This window comes from Streptomyces sp. NBRC 109706 (assembly GCF_000974485.1).
In the GTDB taxonomy this organism is placed as follows: Bacteria; Actinomycetota; Actinomycetes; order Streptomycetales; family Streptomycetaceae; genus Streptomyces.
Genome location: NZ_BBOM01000009.1, coordinates 503,124 through 525,906, shown reverse-complemented (window position 1 = coordinate 525,906; position 22,783 = coordinate 503,124). Strand labels below are relative to the sequence as shown.

Sequence of the window (22,783 nt, the reverse complement as noted above, 5' to 3'; positions counted from 1 at the left end):
CGGACAACGCTCCACGTCCCGGCGGCCGGTGCCGGTCTGTTGTCCGGACGTTAGGGTGCCACTGGCGGAACACCACGCCGGAAGGAACGTCCCCATGACCCCTCTCTCGACCGTTCGGATCGAGGAGATGTCCTTCGGACTGCTGATCGTGCTCACCGTGGTCGCCTCGGTCTTCGTCGTCGTGCTGGCGTTCTCCGTCGTCTCCCGCCGGCTGTTGGGCATCAGGGTGAGCCCCCTGCGGGCGGCCTGTGCCGGCCTCGCCGGGCTGGCCGCGATGGCGCTGTTCCGGCCGCTGGTCCGGGAACAGGAGGGGGTGAGCGCCCTGACCGGCGTCCAGTTCGCGCTGGCCGTCTTCGCCGCGATGGGCGCCCTGGTGCTGCTTGAGGTCTTTCTCCCGTACGGCAGTTGGGCCTGGCCGTTGCGGAGCTGGCGCGCCATGGGGGGCCGACTGCACCGGGCCCGCCGCTATTCCGAGATCAGCCGCATCTTCATGCGGCACGGCCTCAGCGGCCTGCTGCGCGGCCGCAGAAGCTGGGAACGGGCCCGCCAGCCGGACGAGTTCGGGCTGCGGACCGCGCGGTCCCTGCGCCTGGCGCTGGAGGACTGCGGTGGCGCGTTCATCAAGCTGGGGCAGCTCCTCTCCACCCGCCGCGACCTGCTGCCGCCGCATTTCATCGACGAGCTGAGCCTGCTGCAGAGTTCGGTGGTGTCCGCGCCCTGGCCGGGCGTCGAGACGGTGCTCCGGGAGGAGTTGGGCCGGCCGATCGACGAGGTCTTCGAATGGGTCGAGGAGGTGCCGCTCGCGGCGGCCTCCATAGCCCAGGTGCACTGCGCCAAGCTGCGCGAGGGCCCGACGGTCGTCGTCAAGGTCCAGCGTCCGGGCATCCGCGCGGTGGTGGAACGTGATCTGGACATCGTCTCCGCGATCATCCGCGGTCTCCAGGCCCGAGCCAGGGCCACGCCGGCGCTGGGCCTGAAGGACCTCGGTGAGGGGTTCGCCAGGTCCGTGCTCGAAGAGCTCGACTTCCGCGTCGAGGCGCGCAACTCCGAGGCGGTCGCCGCCACCTGCGGCGGCCTGGAGCCGGACGCCCCGGTGCGCATCCCCCGGGTCCACCACGAGCACACCTCGGCGCGGGTGCTGGTCCAGGAGTGGCTGGAGGGTGTGACGCTGGACCGGGCGGCGGCCACGGCCGAGCGAGCCGGGATCGACCCCCACGACATCGCCCGCGAGGTCTTCTCCACGATCCTCCGGCAGGTGGTGACGGCCGGCGTCTTCCACGCCGATCCGCATCCCGGCAATCTGCTGCTGCTGGACGACGGGCGGCTCGGCATCCTGGACTTCGGCTCGGTGGGGCGCATCGACTCCTCGGCGAGGCTCGCCATCCAGGAGATGCTGTTGGCGGTGAGCCGAAGCGATCCGGCCGGGCTGCACGACTCGTTGATCAGCCTGCTGGGCGCCCGTGCCTCGGACGACGAACCGCTGCCCAACGCCCTGCTGTTGGAACGGGAGTTGGGGCAGTTCATGGCCCAGCACCTGGGCGTCGGGGCCCGGCCCGACACCGAGACGTTCACCGCCATGTTCCAGATCCTCACCCGCCACCGGCTCACCGTCCCGCCCGAGATCGCGGCGGTCTTCCGCGCCCTGGCCACGCTCAAAGGCACCCTGGGACGGCTCGCCCCCGACTTCAACATGCTGCACGAGGCACAGCTGTTGACCTCCCGGTTGCTCTCCGACCGGCTGCGTTCCCCGCACGGCGGCGCGAGGGAGGACGAGGGCCCCGTCTCCGACCTGTCGGCGCTGGCCCGCAGCGTCGTGCGGGAAGGGCTCTCGGTCCTGCCCATGCTGCGCCGGCTGCCCAGAAGGGCCGAACGCGTCAGCGCCGCGCTGGAGGAGGGCCGGCTCACGGTGCGGGTCCGGATCTTCGCCGACGAGCGGGAGAAGCGCTTCGTCTCCGAGCTGATCCACCAGATGACGGTCACCCTGCTGGCGGCCTGCACCGGGTTGATGGGGGTGCTGCTGGTGGTCCTCGGCGGCGACCGGGGCCCCCGGGCGACCGAGCGTCTCGGGCTGCTGCCGCTGCTCGGCTACCAACTCCTCGTGGTCAGCGGAATTCTGATGCTGAGGGCGCTGTTCCGGGCGATGCGACGCCCCGGACGGTAGCGCCGGGGCGGCCGCGGGCACGGCAGGAGAGCGCCCGTTTATCGCCTGCCGTGATCCGTAATCCCTTCAGGAGCGCGGAAGTTGGCCGGCGCAGGGGGGCAACGTTGCAGCTTCCTGCAATGTGCATTGCTCCGGTCGACTTGATGGACTGTTATGGATCAGGAAATTCGGCATTCGAGTCTTCGATACAGCCTGTCACCGAACGTGTGAGGACTCGGATGGAATTCGCCGAAAGGGTGAGGAGACCCATGCACGAACGGGAGTTTCGGGCTTTCGTCTCGGTCGCGGAGGTTGGTCGCATGGACCACGCGGCGAAAGCTCTGGGCTATTCGCAGCCCGCGATCAGCTACCAGATCAAATGCCTTGAGCAGATGCTTGGCACCAAGTTGTTCACGAGGGATTCGATGGGCGCTCACCTCACCAGGGAGGGCCGGATGATCCTGCCGTCGGCCCGAGCGGTCCTGACCCTCATCGAGGGCATGAAGGGTGTGTGCGCGGCGGCCTGATCCGCCGGGCGCCGCCGCGCCCGCCCCGGTTCCGTCGCCGGGGCGTGGAACCGGGCGGGGTGTGGCCTCTCATCGGTCGGCGACCAGCAGGTTCTCCTCCTGGGGTGTCCAGCCGTTGGCGTCCAGCAGCAGCCGGATGTCCGGGATGAAGACCGGGTCCACCAGCAGCTCGACCAGGCCGGTCGGCTTGTTCAGCGAATGTTCGATACGCACGTCCTCGATGTTGATTCCCGCCTCGCTCACCTTTGCGAACAGGCGCGCAAGAGCTCCGGGTTGGTCCGGGATGGCCACCGGGATGGCGACATGCGCGGTGGGCTGTGAACGCTGTTTGTGCGGCACCCGGGCCCGCCCCCGGTTGCCGCGCCGCAGGGTCTCGTCGAGATCGCCCGACGCCCTGGGCCGGGCCGGGTCCGCCGCGTCGCGCGGGGCGCGCAGCGCGGCGATGACCCGGCCCAGGTCCTCCGCGTAGGACTCCAGGACGTCGGCGACCGCGTCGGCGTTCGCCTCCAGGATGTCCGCCCAGAGCGCGGGTTCGCCCGCCGCGATACGGGTGACGTCCCGCAGGCCCTGTCCGGAGACCCGGATGTGTTCGCTCTCCGCCTCCTCCAGCCGGGCCGCCATCAGCGAGGAGATCAGATGGGGGGCGTGCGAGGTCAGGGCCACGGCGCGGTCGTGCGCGGCGCCGTCCATGATCATGGGCACCCCGCCGCACAGGGAGACCAGTTCCAGGCCCTGGTTCAGCGTGGACCTCCTGGTCCCGGCGGACGGGGTGAGCACCCACGGGCGGCCTTCGAAGAGGTCGGCGCGGGCGGCGAGTGGCCCGCCGCGCTCACTGCCGGCCAGTGGGTGCCCGCCGACATAGCTGGCCGCGTCGCCGCCCGAGGCGTCCAACTCCTCCTGCGGCCGTACCTTGACGCTGGCGACATCGGTGTAGACCTTCGCCACGCCCCGTTCCTGGCAGTGGGCCAGCACCGTGCCGGTGTGCGCGGGCGGGATCGCGAGGACGGCGAGGTCCACCGGCTCCTGCGGCGTCTCCAGGGAACCGGCGCCCAGCGCCTCGGCGGTTCTGGCCGATGTGGTGTCGATATCGTCCAGGTACACGGTGACGCCGCCCCGGCTCAGTGCCAGGGCGACGGATGTCCCGATCAGACCCGTGCCGACGACCAGCGCTGTTCTCATGTGTCCCGTCCCGTGGTGCCTCCGGGGGCGCCGGGGCGCGCCGTCTCCGCGCGGATGAACGCGGCGAGCCGGCCGATGCCCTCCTCGATCTCCCGGCGGTTCAGCGAGCTGAACGACAGCCGGATGGCGCGCTCGCCGCCCGCTTCCGGATAGAAGTACGCCATGGGGGTCCAGATGACGCCGTGTTCGCGGGCGGAACGCAGCAGGGCGTCGTTGTCCGCGGCGAACGGCACCCGCACGGTGAGGAAGAAGCCGCCCGTCGGCCGGTTCCAACTCACCCCGGTCCGCCGGCGGTCCGCCTCGGGGAAGTTGCGCTCCAGTTCGTCGAGGACGCCCTGCAGCGCCTCGTCGTAGTGCTTGGCCGGAGCGGCGTTGAAGTCCGTGAGGCGTCCCCGCGAGGCCAGCAGCACGCCGGCGACGGCGGCCTGGCTCAGCGCCGGCGTGTTCACCGTCACCATGCTCTTGATCTTGGCGAGTTCGTCGGCCAGCGGTCCCGTCTCCCCGGTGGGGCCCAGCACCGGCTGGTCGGCGACGACGAAGCCGACGCGGGCGCCGGGGAACACGGACTTGGCGAACGATCCCAGGTACACCACCCGCCGGTCCCGGTCGAGCGCCTTCAGGGTGGGCTGCTGGGCGCCGGCGCTGACCAGGCGGTAGGGGCTGTCCTCCAGGATCACGATGTCGTGCCGGGCGGCCAGTTCCAGCAACTCCTCGCGGACCCCGTGCGGCACGGTGTTGCCGGACGGGTTGGAGTGGTCGGGCACCAGATAGAGGGCGCGCGGCCGCCGGCCGGCCGCCCGCTCGGCGCGGATGGCGGCCTCCAGGTCGGCGACGTCGATCCCGTCGACCCGCTCCTCCACGGGGCGGACGCGGATGTCGAGCAGCAGCGCGGCCCCGGTGACGCCCACATAGCAGGGGGTCGCGACCAGCAGCACGTCGTCCGGTTCGGCGAACAGCGCGCGCAGGGCCAGCAGCAGGGCCTCCTGGGCGCCGACCGTGACCACGATCGACTCGGGCGCCACGTCGATGCCCTCGTCGGCGCGGAGGGAGTCGGCGATCAGGTCCCGGATCAACCCGGCCGTCGGACCGTACTGGTGCAGGGCGGTCCTGATGCCGTCGGCCGAGGTGCCCCGCTCGGCCAGATGGTCGGCGTAGCGGCGGATATGGGCGAAAAGCTCCTCGGTGTCGTAGAACCCCTCGTACGGTCGGCCGGGGGCGAACGAAAGGGCCTCGGGGAAGCGGCCGGTGATCTCGTTCAGGAAGTTCATGGTGTCCAGCACCGGATCGGAGACGCTGCCGTGCAGGGCCTCCCGCCGCAGTGGCTCCGCCGGGCCCGGCTCCGTCAGTAGGGGCTCCGGCCGCCGGGGCGTGGGTCGTTCGACGGTGGCGGGGGAGTGCGGCGGGGCCAGCAGCGTCGGGCCGGCGTCCTTCACGGTGCCGGTTCCGGTCAGCTCCATGGCCTCCGTCAGTTCGGCGACGACGGTGTCCAGCACCCCCGCCACGCCCTCCCGGCCGGCGACGGCCAGGCCGTGCAGCACCGGCCGGCCCAGCAGCACGCCGTCGGCGCCCAGGGCGAGGGCCGCCAGGACGTCCCTGCCCCGCCGCACCCCGCCGTCCAGCAGCAGCGCGCAGCGGCCGGCGACCGCCACGGCGATCTCGGCCAGCACGTCGAACGTCGCGGGGGAGCCGTCCAGTTGCCGGCCGCCGTGGTTGGAGACCACGATGCCGTCCACACCGGCGCCGATCGCCCGGTCGGCGTCCTCCGCCGTCAACACCCCCTTGACCAGCACGGGAAGCCGGCTGACGGACCGGAGCCAGTCGACGATCGACCAGTCGAGCGAGGCGTCGAACTCGGTGCGGCTGTGCCCGGATGGCGAGGAGTAGTCGCCCTCCGACGGCAGGTTGACGGGCGTGATGTGCGCCGGCAGCCGGAAGTCGTTGCGGAGATCGCGCAGTCGGCGGCCCAGCCGTGGGGTGTCCACGGTCAGCACGACCGCCTCGAAGCCGGCCCGCTCGGCGCGCTCCACGAGCCGCCTGGTCGTCTCCCGGTCGCGGAAGCAGTAGACCTGGAGCCAGAGCGGGGCGTCGGCCGCCTCGGCGATCTTCTCGAAGGCCCGGCCGGCGAACGTGCTCACCACGAACGGGACGCCGGCCGCGCCCGAGGCGCGGGCGGTGGCCGTCTCGCCGTCGGGGTGCAGCAGCGTGTGGTACGCCATGGGCGCGATGCCCAGCGGGGCCGCCCACCGTCGGCCCAGCACGGTGGTGCCGAGGTCGAACGCGGCGGTCCCGGTCAGCACGCGCGGGCGCAGCCGCACCCGGTCGAAGGCCGACCGGTTGGCGGCGAGCGTCCACTCCTCGCCGGCTCCGCCCTCGACGAAGTCCCAGACGGCGGGGTCGACCAGCGGGCGCGCCCGCTCGGCGTACTCGTCCAGCGAGAGCGGTGGCGGGCTGAGCGGCCCCGGGTCCTGGCCGGTCACCGGTCGGCCGTCCGGGCGCGCTCCACCGCCTCGTACAGCGCCCGGATGTTGGAGCTTCCGAAGCTCTTGGCGCCGTGTCGCTGGATCAGTTCGAAGAACAGCGTGCGGCGCTCGTACGGGGAGCGGGTGAAGAGCTGGAGCAGATAGCCCCATTCGTCCCGGTCGGCGAGCACGTTCGTCTTCCGGAGATCCATGATCCCCTCGTCGAGGTCAGCGAGCTGTCCCGGCAGCTGACGTACTGGAAGCAGACCCTGGCCGGACTGCCGGACGAACTGGCGCTGCCCACCGACCGGCCCAGGCCGGCCACGGCGAGCTACCGGGGGCGGACGATCGACTGCTCGCTCGGCGCCGAACTGCACCAGAGGCTCGCCGCGTTGGCCAGGGCACGCGGCGCGAGCCTCGCCATGGTGCTCCAGGCCGCGCTGGCCGCTCTGCTGTCGAAGCTGGGCGCCGGCGACGACATCCCCCTGGGCACCCCCATCGCCGGACGCGCGGACGAGGGGACCGAGGGCCTGGTCGGCCTCTTCCTCAACACGCTGGTGCTGCGCAACGACCTCTCGGGCGATCCGACGTTCGACGAACTGCTCGACCGCACCCGCCGGGTCGCCCTCGACGCCTACGCCCACCAGGACCTGCCGTTCGAGCGGCTGGTGGACGCGCTCAGCCCCGAACGCTCGCTGGCCAGGCATCCGCTGTTCCAGGTGATGCTGACCGTCCAGAACACCCCGGACGTCCGCTCCGACCTGGGCGGTCTCACGGTGCGCGAGGAACTGCTCGACCTCGGCGTGGCCAAGTTCGACCTCAACTTCGCCTTCGGCGAGCGCGAGAACTCGGGCGGCGAGCCCGGCGGTCTGCTCGGCGTTGTCGACTACAGCACCGATCTCTTCGACGAGGCCACGGTCGAGCTGTTGGTGGGGCGTTTGGTGCGGTTGTTGGGGGTGGTGTCGTTTGATCCTGGGGTGCGGTTGAGTGAGGTGGAGGTGTTGTCGGGGGTTGAGCGGGAGCGGGTGTTGGTGGGGTGGAACGGGACGGGTCGGGTGGTTCCGGTGGGTGGGGTGTCGGAGTTGTTCGCGGGGTGGGTGGGGCGTTCGCCGGATGCGGTGGCGGTGGTGTCGGGTGGGGTGGTGTTGTCGTATGGGGAGTTGGCTGAGTGGTCGGGGCGGTTGGCTTCGGTGTTGGTGGGGCGTGGGGTGGGTCCTGAGGGTTTGGTGGCGGTGGCGGTGCCGCGTTCGGTGGAGTTGTTGGTGGTGTTGTTGGCGGTGTTGCGGACGGGTGCGGCGTATCTGCCGTTGGATCCGGAGCATCCGGTGGATCGGATCGCGTACACGTTGGGTGATGCGGGTCCGGTGTTGGGGGTGGTGACCAAGGAGACGGCGTCGCTGCTCGACGACAGCGGCGTGCCGGCCCTGGTGCTCGACGAGGTGGGCACCGCCGCGGAGTTGACCCTGGCCTCGCCCTCGGGGCCCGACACGGGGATAGCGCGCTCCGCCGACCACCCCGCGTATGTGATCTACACGTCGGGTTCGACGGGCCGCCCCAAGGGGGTGGTGGTGCCCCACCGTGGGCTGAGCAACTTCCTTGCGGACATGGGCGACCGCTTCGGCCTGGGTCCGGGGGACAGGCTGCTGGCGGTGACCACGGTGTCGTTCGACATCGCCGCGCTGGAGCTCTATCTGCCGCTGCTGCGCGGCGCCGGCGTGGTGATCGCCGACCGGGACACCGTGCGCGATCCCGAGGCGCTGCTGGCGCTGGCCGAGGAGACCGGGGCGCGCACGGTGCAGGGAACGCCCTCGCTCTGGCAGGCGATGGTGGCCACGGCCCCGCGACGACTCCGGGGCCTGCGGGCCCTGGTGGGCGGTGAGGCGTTCCCGCCCGCGCTGGCGGACGCGCTGCGGGAGTCGGCCGGCTCCGTCACCAACCTGTACGGGCCGACGGAGACCACGATCTGGTCGACGGCGGCCGATCTGACGGACGAGTCGGGGGTGCCGTCGATCGGGCGGCCGATCGCCAACACCCGGGTGTATGTGTTGGACGGGTGGCTGCGTCCGGTGCCGCCCGGGGTGGTCGGCGAGCTGTATATCGCGGGTGCGGGTGTGGTTCGTGGCTATCACGGGAGGCCGGGGCTGACGGCGGAACGGTTTGTCGCCTGCCCGTTCGGCGCCCCCGGGGAGCGGATGTACCGCACCGGCGACGTCGTCCGCTGGCGGGCCGATGGCCGACTGGACTTCGCCGGCCGGGTGGACCACCAGGTCAAGATCCGTGGCTTCCGGATCGAACTGGGCGAGATCGAGGCCGTTCTCACCGCACACGAGGCGGTCGGTCAGGCCGTGGCCCTGGCCGGGGAGGCGCAGGGCGGAACCACCAGGCTGGTGGGCTATGTGGTGCCGTCGGCCGCCGGTGTCGCACTGGATGTGGCGGCGCTGCGGGCCGATCTCGCCCGGGAGCTGCCCGAGTACATGGTGCCCGCCGCTTTCGTGGTGCTGGACGCGCTGCCGCTCACCCCGAACGGCAAGCTGGACCGCGGGGCGCTGCCCGAGCCGGAGTTCGTCACCGACCCCGTCTCCCGGGCGCCCCGCACACCGCTGGAGCAGGGCCTCAGCCGGGTCTTCGCCACGGTGCTGGGGCTGCCGTCGGTGGGGATCGACGACAGCTTCTTCGAGCTGGGCGGCGACAGCATCATCTCGATCCAGCTGGTCGCCAGGGCCCGCGAGGAGGGGCTGGTGTTCGGCGTCAACGATCTGTTCGAGCATCCGACGGTGGCCGCGCTCGCGCCCGTCGTCGAGGTGCTGGACGGTGCCGACCGGTGGGAGTCGGACTCCCCCGTCGGGGAGTTCGCCGCCACCCCGATCATGGAATGCCTGCGCGAGCGCGGCGGGAACTCCGACGCCTTCAGCCAGCTGATGCTGGTCCGCACCCCCGCGGGGATGGACCTGGCGGACCTGACCGAGGTGCTGCGCACCCTCTACCACCGCCACGACATGCTGCGCGCCCGGCTCGTCGAGGACGAGCGGGGCCGCTGGCTGCTGCGGGTGCCGCCGGCCGAGGCCAGGCCCGGCGTCGACTGGCTCAGCCGGGTGGACGTCCTGCCGACCGCCGCGATGCCGCTGGTATCGCTGATGCGGGCGTATCTCGCCGATGCGCGCGCCCAACTGTCCCCGAAGAACGGGGAGATGGTGCGGGCGGTCTGGTTCGACGCCGGGCCCGACCTGCCGGGGCGGCTGCTGCTGGTGGCCCACCATCTGGTGATCGACGCCGTGTCCTGGCGCATCCTGCTGCGCGATCTGGTGGTGACCTGGGAGGCGGTCAAGGCCGGTCGGGATCCCGAGCCGGCCCCGGTAGGCACCTCGTTCCGCCGCTGGGGCGAGTACCTCTCCGCCGAGGCACGCCGGCCCGAACGCCGCGCCGAACTCCCCTGCTGGATCGACGTGTTGAACGCGCCGGACGCCCAGCTCGGCGGGCCCGAGGTGGATCCGGAACGTCATCTGACCCAGCTGCCGCGCCGGCTCACCCTGACGCTGCCGGCGGCCCGCGCCGAACCGGTGCTGACCCAGGTGCCCTCGGTGTTCGGCTGCGGCGTCGACGAGGTGCTGCTGACCGCCCTGGCCCTGGCGATCGTCGACCGACGCCGACGGCTGGGCGGCGCCGCCACCTCGGTACTGGTCGCCGTCGAGAGCCACGGCCGCGACGAGAGCATCGGCGACGCGGACCTGTCGCGCACGGTGGGCTGGTTCACCAGCCTCCACCCGGTGCGACTCGACCCCGGCTCGGTCCACTGGAGCGAGCTGTGGTCGGGCGGTCCGGCCGCCGCGCGGGTGTTGAAGCGGATCAAGGAACAGCTGCGCACCGTCCCCGGCAGCGGAATCGGCTTCGGCCTGCTGCGCCATCTCGACGAGGAGGCTGGCCCCGAACTGGCGCGGTTCCCGGTGCCCCGGATCGGCTTCAACTACCTGGGCCGGGTCACGGTGCCCGAGGAGCCGGGCCCCGACTGGGCCGTCGCGCCGGAGGCGATCACCCTGGACATCGCGGACGGGGCCGGCCCCGGCACGCCCTACGGCCTGGAGCTGAACGCGGTCGCCCTGGAGCGCGTGGACGGCACGGAGTTGGTGGCCACCTGGTCCTACGCCCCCGGGCTGCTCACCGAGGAGGAGGCCGAGGAGATCGGCGCCACCTGGCTGCGGGTCCTGGAGGCGCTGGCCGCGCACGCGGCCGGAGCCGGCACGGGCGCGGGCGGCCACACCCCGTCGGACCTGGCCCTCTCGGATCTGGAACAGGAGGAGATCGAGCTGCTGGAGGACGAGTGGCTGTCCTGAACCCACCCGGTCGCCCGCGCCCCACGAAGGAGTTCAGATGACGTCCCTGTCCCCCGAGGTGTTCACCCGGGCCATGGCCCGGGTCCCGGGACCCGTGACGGTGGTCACCACGGTGGACGCGCTCGGGCGCCGCTGGGGGTTCACCGCGAGTTCGTTCAGCTCGCTGTCCCTCGATCCGCCGCTGGTGCTGGTCTGCCTGGACAAGGGCGCCAGCACCTACGAGGCGTTCACCACGGCCCGACGCTTCATGGTGAGCGTGCTGGCGGAGGAACAGGCCCGGGTGGCACTGGGCTTCGCCACCTCGGGCGTGGACCGGTTCCAGGGCGGGGACGCCGTCCCGATGGAGTTCGGCCTGCCCGGGATCCCGGACGCGACGGCCCGGGTGGCCTGCGTCCTCGAACGGGTCGTCGACGGTGGCGACCACTCCGTGCTGATCGGCCGGGTGGAGGCGGCCGAGGTCGGGCGGCACGCCCCGCTCGTCTACTGCGACCGTTCCTTCCGACACGCGGTGCCCCCGCCCCCGGCGACCGGCCGGGGCCCGGCGCCGGCCGCCGCCGGGAGCGACGGGCCGGACGCCTACGGCCGGTTGCTTGAGCTGCTGGTCAGGAACCGGGCCGCGTTCCGGCTGATCGACCACGAGCCGGAGGGCCGGACGGGGCCCGTCAGCCTGCTGCGCGGCCACGATCTCGACCGGGCCGCCAAATGCCTGGTGGTGCGGGTGGCCCTGGGCAAACGCGACCGGCAGTACGTGCTGGCCGTGGTGCCGGGCGACCGCCAGGTCGACCTGGACGGGCTGCGGGACCTCTACGCCGGCACGGGGACGTCGTTCGCCGCCCGGGAGATGGCCGAACGTCTCGCCGGCAGCGTCAGCGGCTCGATCCTGCCGTTCGCCTTCCACCCCGACCTGGACCTGGTGGTGGACCCGGACCTGCTGGCCCACCGTGAGATCTTCTTCAACGCGGCCCGGCTCGACCGTTCGGTCGCGCTGGCCACCGACGACTATCTGCCCCTGTCGACCCCGAAGGTCGAACGGATCGCCCGCCCCCGCCCGCCCGTTGACCCGCCCGCCCGTTGACCCGCCCGCCCGTTGACCCGTTGACCTGGAGTGCGCTCCAGCGCCTAGCGTGCTGGTGACGACTACGGGAGGCAGTGGGATGACAGACGTTCCCGTCCGGCGGCTCGGCGCGCTGGCGGTCTCGGCGCAGGGTCTTGGCTGCATGGGCATGAGCCATGCCTATGGCGCCTCGGACGACACGGACTCGATCGCCACCGTGCGGCGCGCCCTCGATCTCGGGGTGACGCTGCTGGACACGGCCGACTTCTACGGGGCGGGCCACAACGAGGAGTTGGTGGGCCGCGCCGTCGTCGGGCGCCGTGACGAGGTGGTGCTGGCCACCAAGTTCGGCTTCGCCAACCGGCTGGGCGAGCCCACCAGGATCCGGGGCGACGCCGCCTATGTGCGCCAGGCCTGCGACGCCTCGCTGCGCCGGCTGGGCGTCGACCATATCGATCTCTACTACCAGCACCGGGTCGATCCCGCCGTGCCGATCGAGGAGACGGTGGGCGCCATGGCGGAGCTGGTGCGGGCCGGGAAGGTCCGGCATCTCGGCCTCTCCGAGGCGGGCGCGGCGACCGTCCGACGGGCGCACGTGGTGCACCCGATCGCCGCGCTGCAGAGCGAGTGGTCGCTGTGGACCCGTGGCCTGGAGGCGGAGATCGTGCCGCTCTGCCGGGAGTCGGGCATCGGACTGGTCCCGTTCTCGCCGCTCGGCCGTGGCTTTCTCACCGGCCGCTACCGCTCCGTCGACGGGCTGGCCGAGAACGACATCCGGCGCGGCCAGCCGAGGTTCGCCGACGGCAACCTCGAACGGAACCTGGCGATCGTCGCGCGGCTCGACGAGCTGGCGGCGGCCAGGGGCGTCACCGCCGGCCAACTGGCCCTGGCCTGGCTGCACCACCGGGGCGGCGACCACGACGACGTGGTGCCCATCCCCGGCACCAGACGGCAGCGCTATCTGGAGGAGAACCTGGCGGCGCTGGCCGTCGCTCTCTCCCCCGAGGAGCTGGCCACCATCGAGGCCGCGGCGCCGCCCGAGGCGATCGCCGGCAGCCGCTACGACGCGACCAGCCTCACCTTCGTCGACGACTGACCGGACGGCTGACCCGGCGGCTGATCCGACGGCCCTGGTCCCCGTCCGGTGGCCGTGAAACGCTGGGCGCATGCCCAGCGACGCCGTCCCCGACCAACCCCCCACCCCACGGCCGCCGTTGGGCGCCCCCTACTGGCGGCTGTGGACCTCGTCGGGACTGTCGAACCTGGCCGACGGCGTCGCCCGCGTCGCGCTGCCGCTGGCGGCAGTCGAGGTGACCCGGTCGCCGACGCTGATCGCCGGGCTCGCCGTCACGCTGGCGCTGCCCTGGCTGCTCTTCGCGCTGCCGGCCGGTGCGCTCGCCGACCGCCTGGACCGGCGGCGGATGATGCTCGCCGCCAACACCACCCGGATCACCCTGCTCGGCGGGCTGGTGCTGGCGACGGCGCTGGGCGTCGAGTCCGTCTGGGCGCTCTACGCGGTCGCGTTCGGCATCGGCGTCGCCGAGACGCTGTACGACACCTCGGCCCAGTCGATCGTGCCGCAGCTGGTGGACCGGAGCCAGCTGTCCCGGGCCAACGGGCGGCTCTACGCGGTCGAGTTGACCGCGAGCGAGTTCGTCGGCCCGCCGCTGGCCGGCTTTCTGACGGCGACCGGGCTGCTGCTCGCCTTCACCGCGCCGGCGGCGCTGTGGGCCCTGGCGGTCGGGGCGCTGCTGCTGGTGCCGGGCCGGTTCCGGGTGGTGCGCGAGCGGCCGACCACGCTCCGCGCCGATATCGCCGAGGGGCTGCGCTTCCTGTGGCGGCACCGGCTGTTGCGGACCCTGGCGATGATGACCGGGGTGTTCAACTTCACCACCAGCGCGGTGTTCGCGGTCTTCGTGCTGTTCGCGGTCGGGCCCGACTCGCCGATGGGGCTCTCCGGGCCGGCGTTCGGCCTGCTGCTCACCTCCACGGCGGTGGGGAGCCTGCTGGGCTCGCTCGTCGCCGAGCGGATCGAGGGCCGGATCGGCCGGGGGCGCTGTCTGCCGCTGACCGTCGTCTCGGGCGCGCTGCTGCTCGGCGTGCCAGCCCTGACCAGCGATCCGATCGCCGTCGGTGCCGGCTTCTTCGCCGGCGGCCTCGGCATCGTGCTGTGGAACGTGATCACGGTGTCGCTGCGGCAGCGGATCGTCCCCGACCGCCTGCTCGGCCGGGTCAACAGCGGCTACCGCCTGCTGGCCTGGGGCGTCGGCCCGCTGGGCGCCGCCGCCGGCGGCCTCCTCGCCCATCTGTTCGGGCTGTCCGCGGTGTTCGCGACGATGGCGCTGACCACCCTCGCCCTGCTCGCCGGCTGCCGCTTCGTCACCGAGGAACGCATGGCGACGGCCGAACGGGAGGCCGAGGGCGAGGGGAACCACGAGGGGAAGTGAAGGGGAAGTAGGGGCAGGGGGTGGGTTTTCAGCGATGCAAGGGCGTGCGAGGATCGCAGGCCTGAGCGGACGTTGACGGGGGTCAATGGGCCATCGGCCGTGCCGAGTCGGTGGCGAGTTCTCGTGGGGGGTACCCGTGGACATCCGGCTCCTTGGCGTGGTGCGGGTGTTGGGCGACGACGGTGCGGCGCTGCCGATCACGGCGCCGCTGACCTGCGCCACCCTGGCGGCGCTCGCGCTGCGGCCCGGCGAACCGGTGCGCACCACCGAGGTGGCGGCGCGGCTGTGGGGGCCGAGGGCGTCGGCCGCCGCCGCCGGTCGGCTGCGCGGCCAGGTGGCCAGGCTGCGCCGGCTGCTGCCGCCGAACGCGATCCGTACCGTGCCGGGCGGCTATCTGCTGGACATCACGCCCGAGCAGACCGATCTGGGGCGGTTCACCAGGGCGTTGGAACAGGCCGGGACGCTGGCGGCCGAGCGGCCCCAGGAGGCGCTGGCCGCGCTGGAGCGGGTGCTGCCGCTGTGGACGGGCAACCCGCTGATGGGGCTGCCCGACTGCCCGTTGCGCTCCAGCGAGCGGCTGCGGCTGCGCCGACTGTGGCTGTCCACGCTGGAGCGGCGCTCCGAGCTGCGGCTGGCCGTCGAACAGCCGGCCGGCGGCGAACGTTCCCCCGTACCGCCGGCGGAGAGCCGCCTCCACGGCGCGCCGCCCGATCTCCCGGAGTGGGCCGCCGTCGACGAGTGGGAGCATCCGGACGGGGTGGTGGTCGAACACGACCTCGGCTCGGGGGAGTTCGCCGAGCTGGCCGAGTCGGCCGCCGAGCCGGACGAGCCGCATCCGGCGGTGGGCCTGCCGGCCGGCATCGGCACCTTTGTGGCCAGGGCGGTCGAACTGGGCCGGCTCAGACGCTGGTTGACGGACGCCTCGGCCGCACCCTCGGTCTGTCTGATCGACGGTTCGGGCGGCGTCGGCAAGTCGACGCTCGCGGTGCGGGTGGCCCGCGAGTTGGCGGATCGGTTCCCCGACGGGCTGCTCTATGTGGATCTGCGCGGGGCCGATCCGAGGAACCCGCCGCTCACGGTGGGCCAGGCGTGCCAGGTGCTGCTGGCGGCGATGGGGCGTCCCGGCAAGGAGATGCCGCAGGACGCCGAGATCGTCGGCGTGTACCAGCGGGAGTTGGCGGGCCGGCGGGTGCTGTTGCTGCTCGACAACGCGGTGGACTCGGCGCAGGTCGTGCCGCTGCTGCCGACGGAGGCCGGGGCGGCCGCGCTGGTCACCAGCCGTTCGCTGCTCGCCGGCTCGGTCGGCGGCCAGCGGCTGCATCTGGAGGCGCTGAGCACCCGCGACGCCACCACCATGGTGCGGGCCATCGCGGGCGCCACCGAGGGCCGGGGCGAGGACGAGGAGTGGGCCGAACTGGCGCGGCTCTGCGGCCGGTTGCCGCTGGCGCTGCGGATCGTCGCGACCCGGATGGCGGCCCGCCCGCGCTGGCGGGTGGCCGACTTCCTGGCGCGGCTGCGCGACGAGCGACGCCGGATGGACGAGCTGACGGCGGACGATCTCGATCTGCGGGCCAGCCTGATGGTCAGCATCGACCAACTGGCCGCCGGGGCACGGGCCGACGAGCGGCTGGCCACCGAGATCTTCCCGGCGCTCGGCGCCTCGGCGGTGCGCTCCTACTCGCCGGGTTCGGTGGCCGCGATGGTGGGCAGCACCGCGCGCGAGGCGGCGGCCGCGCTCGACCGGCTGACCGACGCGCGGATCGCCGACAGCCCGCGCCCCGAGGTGTACACCCTGCACGATCTGGTGCGTTCCGCGGCCGGCTGGCAGGCCGCCAGGAAGCCGAGGGAATGGCTGGTCGGCCGGCTCACGGCGCTCGCCAACTGGTGCGTCGGCTCGCTCTACCGGCTGAACCAGCCGCTGGCGCTGCCGGCCAACTACGAGCTGCGCTACCGCCGTGGCGCCGACCGTTTCCCCGGCGGGCGGCTGTTCACCTCGGTGGACGAGGCGCTGCCCTGGGCGGACGAGATGATGGAGGATGTGCTGGCGCTCGCCGAGCAGCTGTCCGGCCCCGAGTTCGACACGGGCGACGAGCTGGGCGGCGCGCCGCTCTCCGACTTCGCCCTGGAGAGCGTCAGGGCGCTGGAGAGCTACTTCGGCACCCGACTCGCCTGGAGCGCCCAACGCCGGCTCTGCGAGCTGACGTTGACCGTCGCCCGCCGGCGGGAGCAGCGCTTCGCGGAGGCAGCGGCGCTGGGGCAGCTGGGCAAGATGTGGGGACAGCAGGGGGACGGGCTGCGCGGCGCCGAGATGCTGCGCCGGGGGATCAGGATGTTCCGCTCGCTGGGCGAGGCCGAGGAGGCGCTGGCCCTCACCGCCAATCTGGTGCCCTGCCTGGGGTCCATCGGGCGGCTTGAGGAGGCGAAGGCCCTGGCCGAGGAGACCGTGGCCGAGCTGGTCGGCGAGGGCCAGGACGAGTTCCGCATCCAGCTGACCAACAACCTGGCGCGCTGCCACCTCTATCTGGGGGACCACGCCAGGGCGCGCGACATCCTGCTGGACAACTACGCCAGGGCCCAGGTGCCCTACCAACGCACCATGGCGGCCGGCGTGTTGACCGAGTACTACCTGGAGGTCGCCGAGTACGCGGAGGCGGAGCGCTGGAGCGAACGGGGCATGGCGCACGCGGCGGAGCAGCCGTTCGACCCGTTTGTGGCGGCCCAGCAGCGCACCTGGCGCGCCGAGGCGTTGCGCGGTCTCGGCAGGGAAGAGAGCGCCCATGTCGAGGAGATGCAGGCCAAGGCCGTGATCGAGGACCTGAACAGCCGCGAGAACAGTCACTTGCGGGTGCGAATCACCGATCGCTATCTGGCCGGCTGAGCCCCGCAACCTCCTGTTCACCGCCGGAGTTTACGGTTGCTGCAGATCTGATACATAGATGCTGCTGCAATTTTTGGCCCGGTGGCCCACCATGGATGGCGAAGCGTCAGACCCTGCCCCGCGCTGTCCTGCGAAGGCATCGGATCGCAGGGGCGAACGGTTCTGTCGAAACCGCTGAATCTGCTGAAGCCGCCGAAGTGGGAGGAATCCGATGAGTGACGAGATCAAGCTCTCACCCGAAGAGGTCGACCGGGTGAAGTTGATCATCAGCGAGGCGTTCAGCGACATGGACGAGGTGGCCCTCGGCATCGGCGGACACGGTGCCACGGTGAGCAGCGCCTACTCCGGATGCGGCACCGGCCGCGCGGTGGAGAACTACGAGGATCTCGGCCGCGCCGGCCAGGCCCTGGCCAGGGCGCTGGACGGGCTCTCCCAGGACCTCGGCCTCACCGCCAACACCGGTCGCGAGATGGACGCCGACGCGATGAGCGTGCTCAACGGCGTGCAGACCCCGGGGGTCATCCCCGACGCGGGCATCGCCTCGGCGATCTGAACACCACGCACGGCCACCAGTACTGCGGGCAGACGAGGAGAGGGAACGAGCCATGGGCGACTACGGCAAGGGCATGGTCCGGTTCGCCAACGAGGGTCTGGACACCATCCAGTCGCAGACCACCGGACAGCAGGAGCGGTACGCGGACATCTGGGCCGGCGTGCACAACCAGCTGCTCGGCCTGATCGAGGACGGGAAGGTGGACGCGTCGATCGCCGGGGTGCTGCACGAGCGGGACGAGCAGTTCCAGCGCGAGATCGGCACCTTCGACGACAGCGTCTCGGGACAGAACCGCGCGATGCGCGACGTCCAGACCATCGGCAACGAGGGCGGCGCCGCCATGGTGCGCGCCGTCGGCGGCGGCCGCTGACCCGTCCCCCGTCCCGTTGAGCAGCAGCGAGTTCCAGGAGAAGAAGGACCACCGCGCCCATGGATCCCGACGTTGAACTCAACCCCGAGGCGATGCGCGACGCCGAGTCCGCCGCCGACGGCAGCGGCGAACTCGCGGCGATGCGCGAGAAGTTCATCGATATCGCCGCCGCACGTGGCCTCTTCGGCTCGGTGCCGGGCGGCGCCGAGGCCGAGACGGCGCTGGAGACCGCGGCACGCACCATGCTCCAGGAGCTGGAGCGCGCCGGCACCTCCGTCGCCGATATCAGCGCCAGCGCCGGGGAGGCCGCCCGGATCGCGGACGAGACGGACGCGTACGCGCATCTGCGGCTGACCACCGCCCAGGAGGCGGCCGGCTACTTCGACGGCCTGATGACCGCGAGCGAACGCGGCGGCGGGCAGCAGCGGGAGGTGTACTGAACGATGGGGTTCGACGAGCGGTTCCACGGCATCGTCAACGACATCTACAGCGCCCGGCATGTGCGGATGTATGCCGCGGGGGCCGCCTGGACCGCGCTGGCCGGGGCCGGCACATCCGAGAACGACCGGCTGGCCGGGGCCGCCGAGACGGCGGCGGCCGAGCCGGGCGTCGGACTGATCGAGCTGTCCGACCGGATGATCGGCACGGCCTCCTGGGCGGCCGGGGCCAGCGCGGTGGCGATGCAGATCGCCGGGCAGCTCCAGGCCGCCGGGGACGCGGCGGCGGTCGCGACCGAGGAGGCGCTGTTCCTTGAGGAGCGGTTCGACGAGGCGTCCCAGCCGCTCGGCGGCCCCGATGTCGGCTTCGCCGCGGTGGAGGCCGCCGGGTGGCAGAGTGAGGAGCGGGCGCGGCTGGTCGCCGAGGCGCAGTCCTCGTTGGACCGGCTGGCCGCCAGCTTCGCCGCCGTGACGGGCGGCAACGCGCCCGCCGCCCCGGGCGGCGGGGCCGGCGGCGGCGTCTCCGGCGGGGGGATGGCCGGTGGCGTCGCGGGGGTCGGCGGGGGCATGGCCGGCGGGGTCGCCGGAGTCGCCGGTGGAATGGTCGGGAGTATGGTTCCGGCGGCCAACGGTGGCATGGTCGGGGTCGGCGACTATCCGCACGGCCGGCTGCTGGGCCCCGAACGCGGCGATTTCGCCGGCTGGTTGCACAGCCCAGGCACCGGTTTCCTGGTGGACCCGGCGACCGGGCGGGAGTTCGACCCACAGTCGGGCCGTTGGATCGACCCGGTCACCGGGCAGCCGTTCGGCGCCGTCACCGAGTACGCGGCCCGCTTCTCCGGGCTCGGCGTGGGCCCCGGCTCCATCGTCACCACCGGCGGCCTGGCCGCTACGGGCGCCGGAGCGGCCGGGCTGACCGGCCTGGCCGGGCTCTACGGCGGGATGATGCCGCCCAGCATCGGACCCACCGGGCCGGCGCGCGGCCAGATGGCCCGGCAGGCCGTGCGCAACCTGGGTCAACGCGCCCATGTGGCCAGCCGGTTCGCGATGCACGAGGCGGGCCAGGGCGGACGCCCGTTCACCCCGCCGCCCGGCGCGGCCGCCCACCGGCCCGGCACCAGGGCCGCCGCCGCAGGACGCGGCCTCGCCCCGCCCCCGGCCTCGACCGGCGCCGCCGCCGGCCGCCGCGCCCAGGCGGCGGGCGCCCCGCGCGGACGCGCGCTCAACGAGCGCGGCGGCGTCTGGGCGGCCCGCGCCCGAGACGCCGGCGCCCGCCACCAACTGGCCCCACCACCGGCCGCCGGCCGAACCACCCCCCGCCCCAGCGACGCCCGCCGCCCGGACGCCCGCCCCACCGACCTCACCGAGGACCCGGACGTGTGGACCGGCCAACGGCGGGCTGCCAGGGGCGTGTTGGGCGAGTAGCCGGACGGCACCCGACAGTTCGGACAGCATGGGAAGGAGAGATCTCTGATGGCCGACGGGCTCGAATACATTCCCGAGTCGATGCGCGCCGGGGGCCAGGGCAGCTACGCCGCCTCGGACGCGGCGGAGGACGCCCACACCTATCTGCGCACCGTCTCCGCCAGCGGCAGCAGCTTCGGCGGCGCCGACGGTTTCGCCAACGCGGTCAACGAGACCCGCGACACCCAGTCCCGAGGCGTGGAGAACGCGGTCGAGGGCCGGTCGGCCCTGGGCGACATCGGCTACCAGACCGCTTCCTACGGCGAGGACATGGACGCCGCCAGCCAGAGCGCGGTGCTGCGCGGCGTCGCCCAGAACAGCCGGAGCGGCGAGTTCATCCGCATCGCCGACGCCATCTGACCGATTGCCGGGCCCCGGCCCGCACCGCACGCAGCAAGGAGCGAGGACCACTTCCATGGCCGGCGTTGACTTCACCCGTGAGGACGTGATCGAGGAGTCCGGCGTCGACCCCTGGGAGCTGGCCGACGACTTCGCCGAGGAGGTCGACCCGGAGGAGATGGCCGAGGCGTCCCGTGGGTTCGCGGCGGCCGCCGGCGAGGCCGGCAGCGCCGGCGAACTGGCCGTCCGGGCCTCGGAGCTGTCCCAGGACGCGGCCATGACCGACGAGGTGGCGCACCACAACGCCGAGGAACACATCACCATCACCGACCAGGACCTCCAGGGCAGCGGGCAGGACATCCAGGACGTCGCCGACATCATCAACTCCGCCACCGAACTGGCCCTGGAAACCTGGGAGTCGGTCGCCGACCGCCGCTCGGACGCGGTCGGCAAGGTCCATGAGCACCTGACCGATGCCAGGACCATGTACAACGTCAAGTTCGGGGAGCTGAAGGAGCAGGCCGACGCCGAGGTGGTCATGGACAACCCCACGGTCTACTTCCAGGGCACCGCCTACGAGGCGGACGGCAGCCGGCAGATGGGCTGGTCGATGCCGAGCCATCTGGTGACCGCGATCCGCGAGGAGTACCTGGGGAAGGCGGTGGAGGACGTCACGGCCATCCACGAGCGGATGGACACCGAGATCGACGAGTACCGGAGCTGGATGATGGCCCGCGCCGGCGAGTTGAGCGACCTCGGCTACGACCTGGGCACAGGGCCGCACACGATGTGGCACACCGAGGACATGGCGGAGTGGGCCGCCGAGGGCATCGAGGAGGAGCTGGCCAAGGACGAACCCGACCACACCGCGCTGGAGAACTACACCGCCGGCCTCGCCGCCATCAGCAACGGCATCTACGACCCCAACGACCCCACCACCCCGCTGCGCGACCTCGAACCCGGTGAACTCGACTACCTGGAGGCGTTCTACAACAACATCGACGAGGAGACGCTGGCCAAGCTGGGGGAGCTCCAGCCCGATCCGCGGGGTTCGCTGGACGCCGCAGCGGCCTCGGCCGAACGGCTCGCGGCGATCCAGGCGAACGTCGCCAACGGCATCAACATCATGCTGAACAGCGATATCGGGGGCATCGACATCGATGTCGACGACCCCGCCTCGGTCGTCCCCGAGTCCGTCAGGGCCTACGTCTACGAAGCCGCCGACGATCTGGGCGCCGCAGGGGGACTGGAAAGCCAGCGCGAGGTGCTGGACCGGTTCAACGGCTTCGGTGCCCTGATGGAGCAGGCCACCGTACCGCCCAGCGGCGACTTCGCCGACCATCTGACCACCGCGGCCATCGACGTCCAGCATGAGACCCAGGAGATCAACCGCCGAGCCTACCTCGCGGCAAGGGGGGAGGAGCTGGAGTACAACTCCGGCTTCGTCATGCCCGACTTCCTGGAGAACACCGGCAGCAGCGGGCTGTTGACCAACGTCGCGCAGAACACCGAAGCGTCGTTCGACCTCCTCAACGACGAAGGCGTCCGCGAGGATCTGCTCAACGCTCAGTGGGCCGACAGCGACGGCGTCGGGGACTTGGTGCGCAGTGCCGTCCTCCCCCAGGGGGACGCGAACGACGACGCGCGCAACGCCCTCGCGGACGAAGTGATCCAGCACTTCCTGGGAGAAAATCGAAAGCTCCTCATCGAGGACTGGGACAACTCCGGCCTGCACGGAGGCCAGGGTCGCTACCCCTGGGACCCCACCGGACTTCAGGGTGCGATCGCCGACGCCACGGTCTCCCGACTGGACGCCATCATCGACTTGAAAAATGGAGAGTTTCCCGGTGTCTGGAGTACGGCGGACCGGCATGAGGTGTTCAGCCTGATGGCCGCCTCCGACGGCAGCGTCTACCAGGACTTCAAGGCCGGGGTCTTCGAGATGCAGAGGAACCTGGCCTGGGAGTACTACTCCTCCCCCCCCGGCGAGGTGCTGCCGGGCGACGTGCCCGAGACATTCCAGAACATCGGCATTCTGAACGGGCTGCTGAACTGGGGTGAGCAGGACGTCATCAATTGGTATGGAGGTCGGGCCGACGCCGCAGCGGCGCTGGAGCACAAGTTCACCACAGCAGGCATCGGCGCCGCCTTCTCGTTGGCGGGTACGTTCAGCCCGGAGAAGTACGCCACCGGGGTCAGCCTCAGCTCGACCGCGTACAGCCTGGCAGAGTCGACGCTGTTCCCCGCCCCATCGCCGCAGGAGCCGCTGGACCAGGAAATCTTCGAAATGACAGAGGGAGAGATCAACAACATGATGGCGCACCGTGCCATCGCCGCCGGCGCCATCGACGCGCATAACCAGAATCTCGAGCCCGGGGCAGAGCTGATGGAAGTGATCTCCGGCGGAGAGATCGTGACTGACTGGTCGGGGCACGGGTCTACGCCCACAGCCCTCAACAGGGCTGCCGATGGTGTGAAACTAGACGCTGCGTACGAGGCGGTCTACGGGGGGAATTTGATGGTCGAAAATGAGGTCAGCGGATACGACTTCGAAGAGACCAAAAGTCTCTCCTACCGAAACCGCCACGGCAGCTGAGCCCGCCCCGCC

15 protein-coding genes and 1 pseudogene are annotated in these 22,783 nt (G+C 72.0%); 13 read left to right on the top strand and 3 right to left on the bottom strand.

The window, feature by feature from the left end; translation table 11 throughout:
* The first annotated feature begins 94 nt into the window (after positions 1-94).
* Positions 95-2,161, top strand: a complete 2,067-nt coding sequence (locus AOM46_RS21900) for an AarF/ABC1/UbiB kinase family protein (protein WP_062214277.1) — start codon at positions 95-97, stop codon at positions 2,159-2,161.
* A gap of 248 nt (positions 2,162-2,409) precedes the next feature.
* The gene (locus AOM46_RS21895; protein ID WP_062214276.1) at positions 2,410-2,667 is read left to right on the top strand and encodes a LysR family transcriptional regulator; all 258 of its coding nucleotides are present in this window, start codon (positions 2,410-2,412) and stop codon (positions 2,665-2,667) included.
* 69 nt (positions 2,668-2,736) lie between these two features.
* Here AOM46_RS21895 and AOM46_RS21890 read toward each other — a convergent pair whose 3' ends face one another.
* The 3 genes and pseudogenes from AOM46_RS21890 to AOM46_RS35510 all read right to left on the bottom strand — a co-directional run.
* Positions 2,737-3,846, bottom strand: a complete 1,110-nt coding sequence (locus tag AOM46_RS21890; protein ID WP_062214275.1) for a prephenate dehydrogenase — start codon at positions 3,844-3,846, stop codon at positions 2,737-2,739.
* Positions 3,843-6,323 (bottom strand): aminotransferase class I/II-fold pyridoxal phosphate-dependent enzyme, encoded by a 2,481-nt coding sequence (locus tag AOM46_RS21885; RefSeq protein WP_062214274.1) that lies wholly within the window; start codon positions 6,321-6,323, stop codon positions 3,843-3,845. Before AOM46_RS21885 ends, AOM46_RS21890 begins: the two co-directional genes overlap by 4 nt.
* Positions 6,320-6,520, bottom strand: a pseudogene (locus AOM46_RS35510) (4-hydroxyphenylpyruvate dioxygenase); the annotation flags it as partial. The gene AOM46_RS21885 and the pseudogene AOM46_RS35510, both read right to left, overlap by 4 nt.
* Between AOM46_RS35510 and AOM46_RS21875 the strand changes: the two are divergent.
* The 11 genes from AOM46_RS21875 to AOM46_RS21820 all read left to right on the top strand — a co-directional run bounded on the left by AOM46_RS21875 (position 6,458) and on the right by AOM46_RS21820 (position 22,771).
* On the top strand, positions 6,458-10,633 hold the full coding sequence (locus tag AOM46_RS21875) for an amino acid adenylation domain-containing protein (RefSeq protein ID WP_267887819.1): 4,176 nt from the start codon (positions 6,458-6,460) through the stop codon (positions 10,631-10,633). The pseudogene AOM46_RS35510 and the gene AOM46_RS21875 sit on opposite strands and share 63 nt — an antisense overlap.
* A 37-nt stretch (positions 10,634-10,670) precedes the next feature.
* Positions 10,671-11,708: a flavin reductase gene (locus tag AOM46_RS36140; protein WP_370592753.1), complete on the top strand. Its 1,038-nt coding sequence runs from the start codon at positions 10,671-10,673 to the stop codon at positions 11,706-11,708.
* 79 nt (positions 11,709-11,787) lie between these two features.
* Positions 11,788-12,783, top strand: coding sequence for an aldo/keto reductase (locus tag AOM46_RS21860; RefSeq protein WP_062214271.1), 996 nt, complete (start codon positions 11,788-11,790; stop codon positions 12,781-12,783).
* A gap of 70 nt (positions 12,784-12,853) precedes the next feature.
* Complete coding sequence (locus AOM46_RS21855) at positions 12,854-14,134, top strand: MFS transporter (protein WP_062214270.1); 1,281 nt, start codon at positions 12,854-12,856, stop codon at positions 14,132-14,134.
* Positions 14,135-14,270: 136 nt separating this feature from the next.
* The gene (locus AOM46_RS21850) at positions 14,271-17,012 is read left to right on the top strand and encodes an NB-ARC domain-containing protein (protein ID WP_062214269.1); all 2,742 of its coding nucleotides are present in this window, start codon (positions 14,271-14,273) and stop codon (positions 17,010-17,012) included.
* 211 nt (positions 17,013-17,223) lie between these two features.
* On the top strand, positions 17,224-17,565 hold the full coding sequence (locus AOM46_RS21845; RefSeq protein ID WP_062214268.1) for a hypothetical protein: 342 nt from the start codon (positions 17,224-17,226) through the stop codon (positions 17,563-17,565).
* A 52-nt stretch (positions 17,566-17,617) separates the two neighbouring features.
* A complete protein-coding gene (locus AOM46_RS21840) occupies positions 17,618-17,935 on the top strand; it encodes a hypothetical protein (RefSeq protein ID WP_062214267.1) in 318 nt (105 codons plus the stop codon).
* 59 nt (positions 17,936-17,994) lie between these two features.
* A complete protein-coding gene (locus tag AOM46_RS21835; protein ID WP_062214266.1) occupies positions 17,995-18,375 on the top strand; it encodes a hypothetical protein in 381 nt (126 codons plus the stop codon).
* Between the two features lie 3 nt (positions 18,376-18,378).
* On the top strand, positions 18,379-19,797 hold the full coding sequence (locus AOM46_RS21830; protein ID WP_062214265.1) for a hypothetical protein: 1,419 nt from the start codon (positions 18,379-18,381) through the stop codon (positions 19,795-19,797).
* A gap of 48 nt (positions 19,798-19,845) precedes the next feature.
* Entirely contained in the window at positions 19,846-20,196 is a 351-nt protein-coding gene (locus AOM46_RS21825) for a hypothetical protein (protein ID WP_062214264.1), read from the top strand.
* 55 nt (positions 20,197-20,251) lie between these two features.
* Positions 20,252-22,771, top strand: a complete 2,520-nt coding sequence (locus AOM46_RS21820) for a hypothetical protein (protein WP_062214263.1) — start codon at positions 20,252-20,254, stop codon at positions 22,769-22,771.
* The last annotated feature ends 12 nt before the right edge of the window (positions 22,772-22,783 follow it).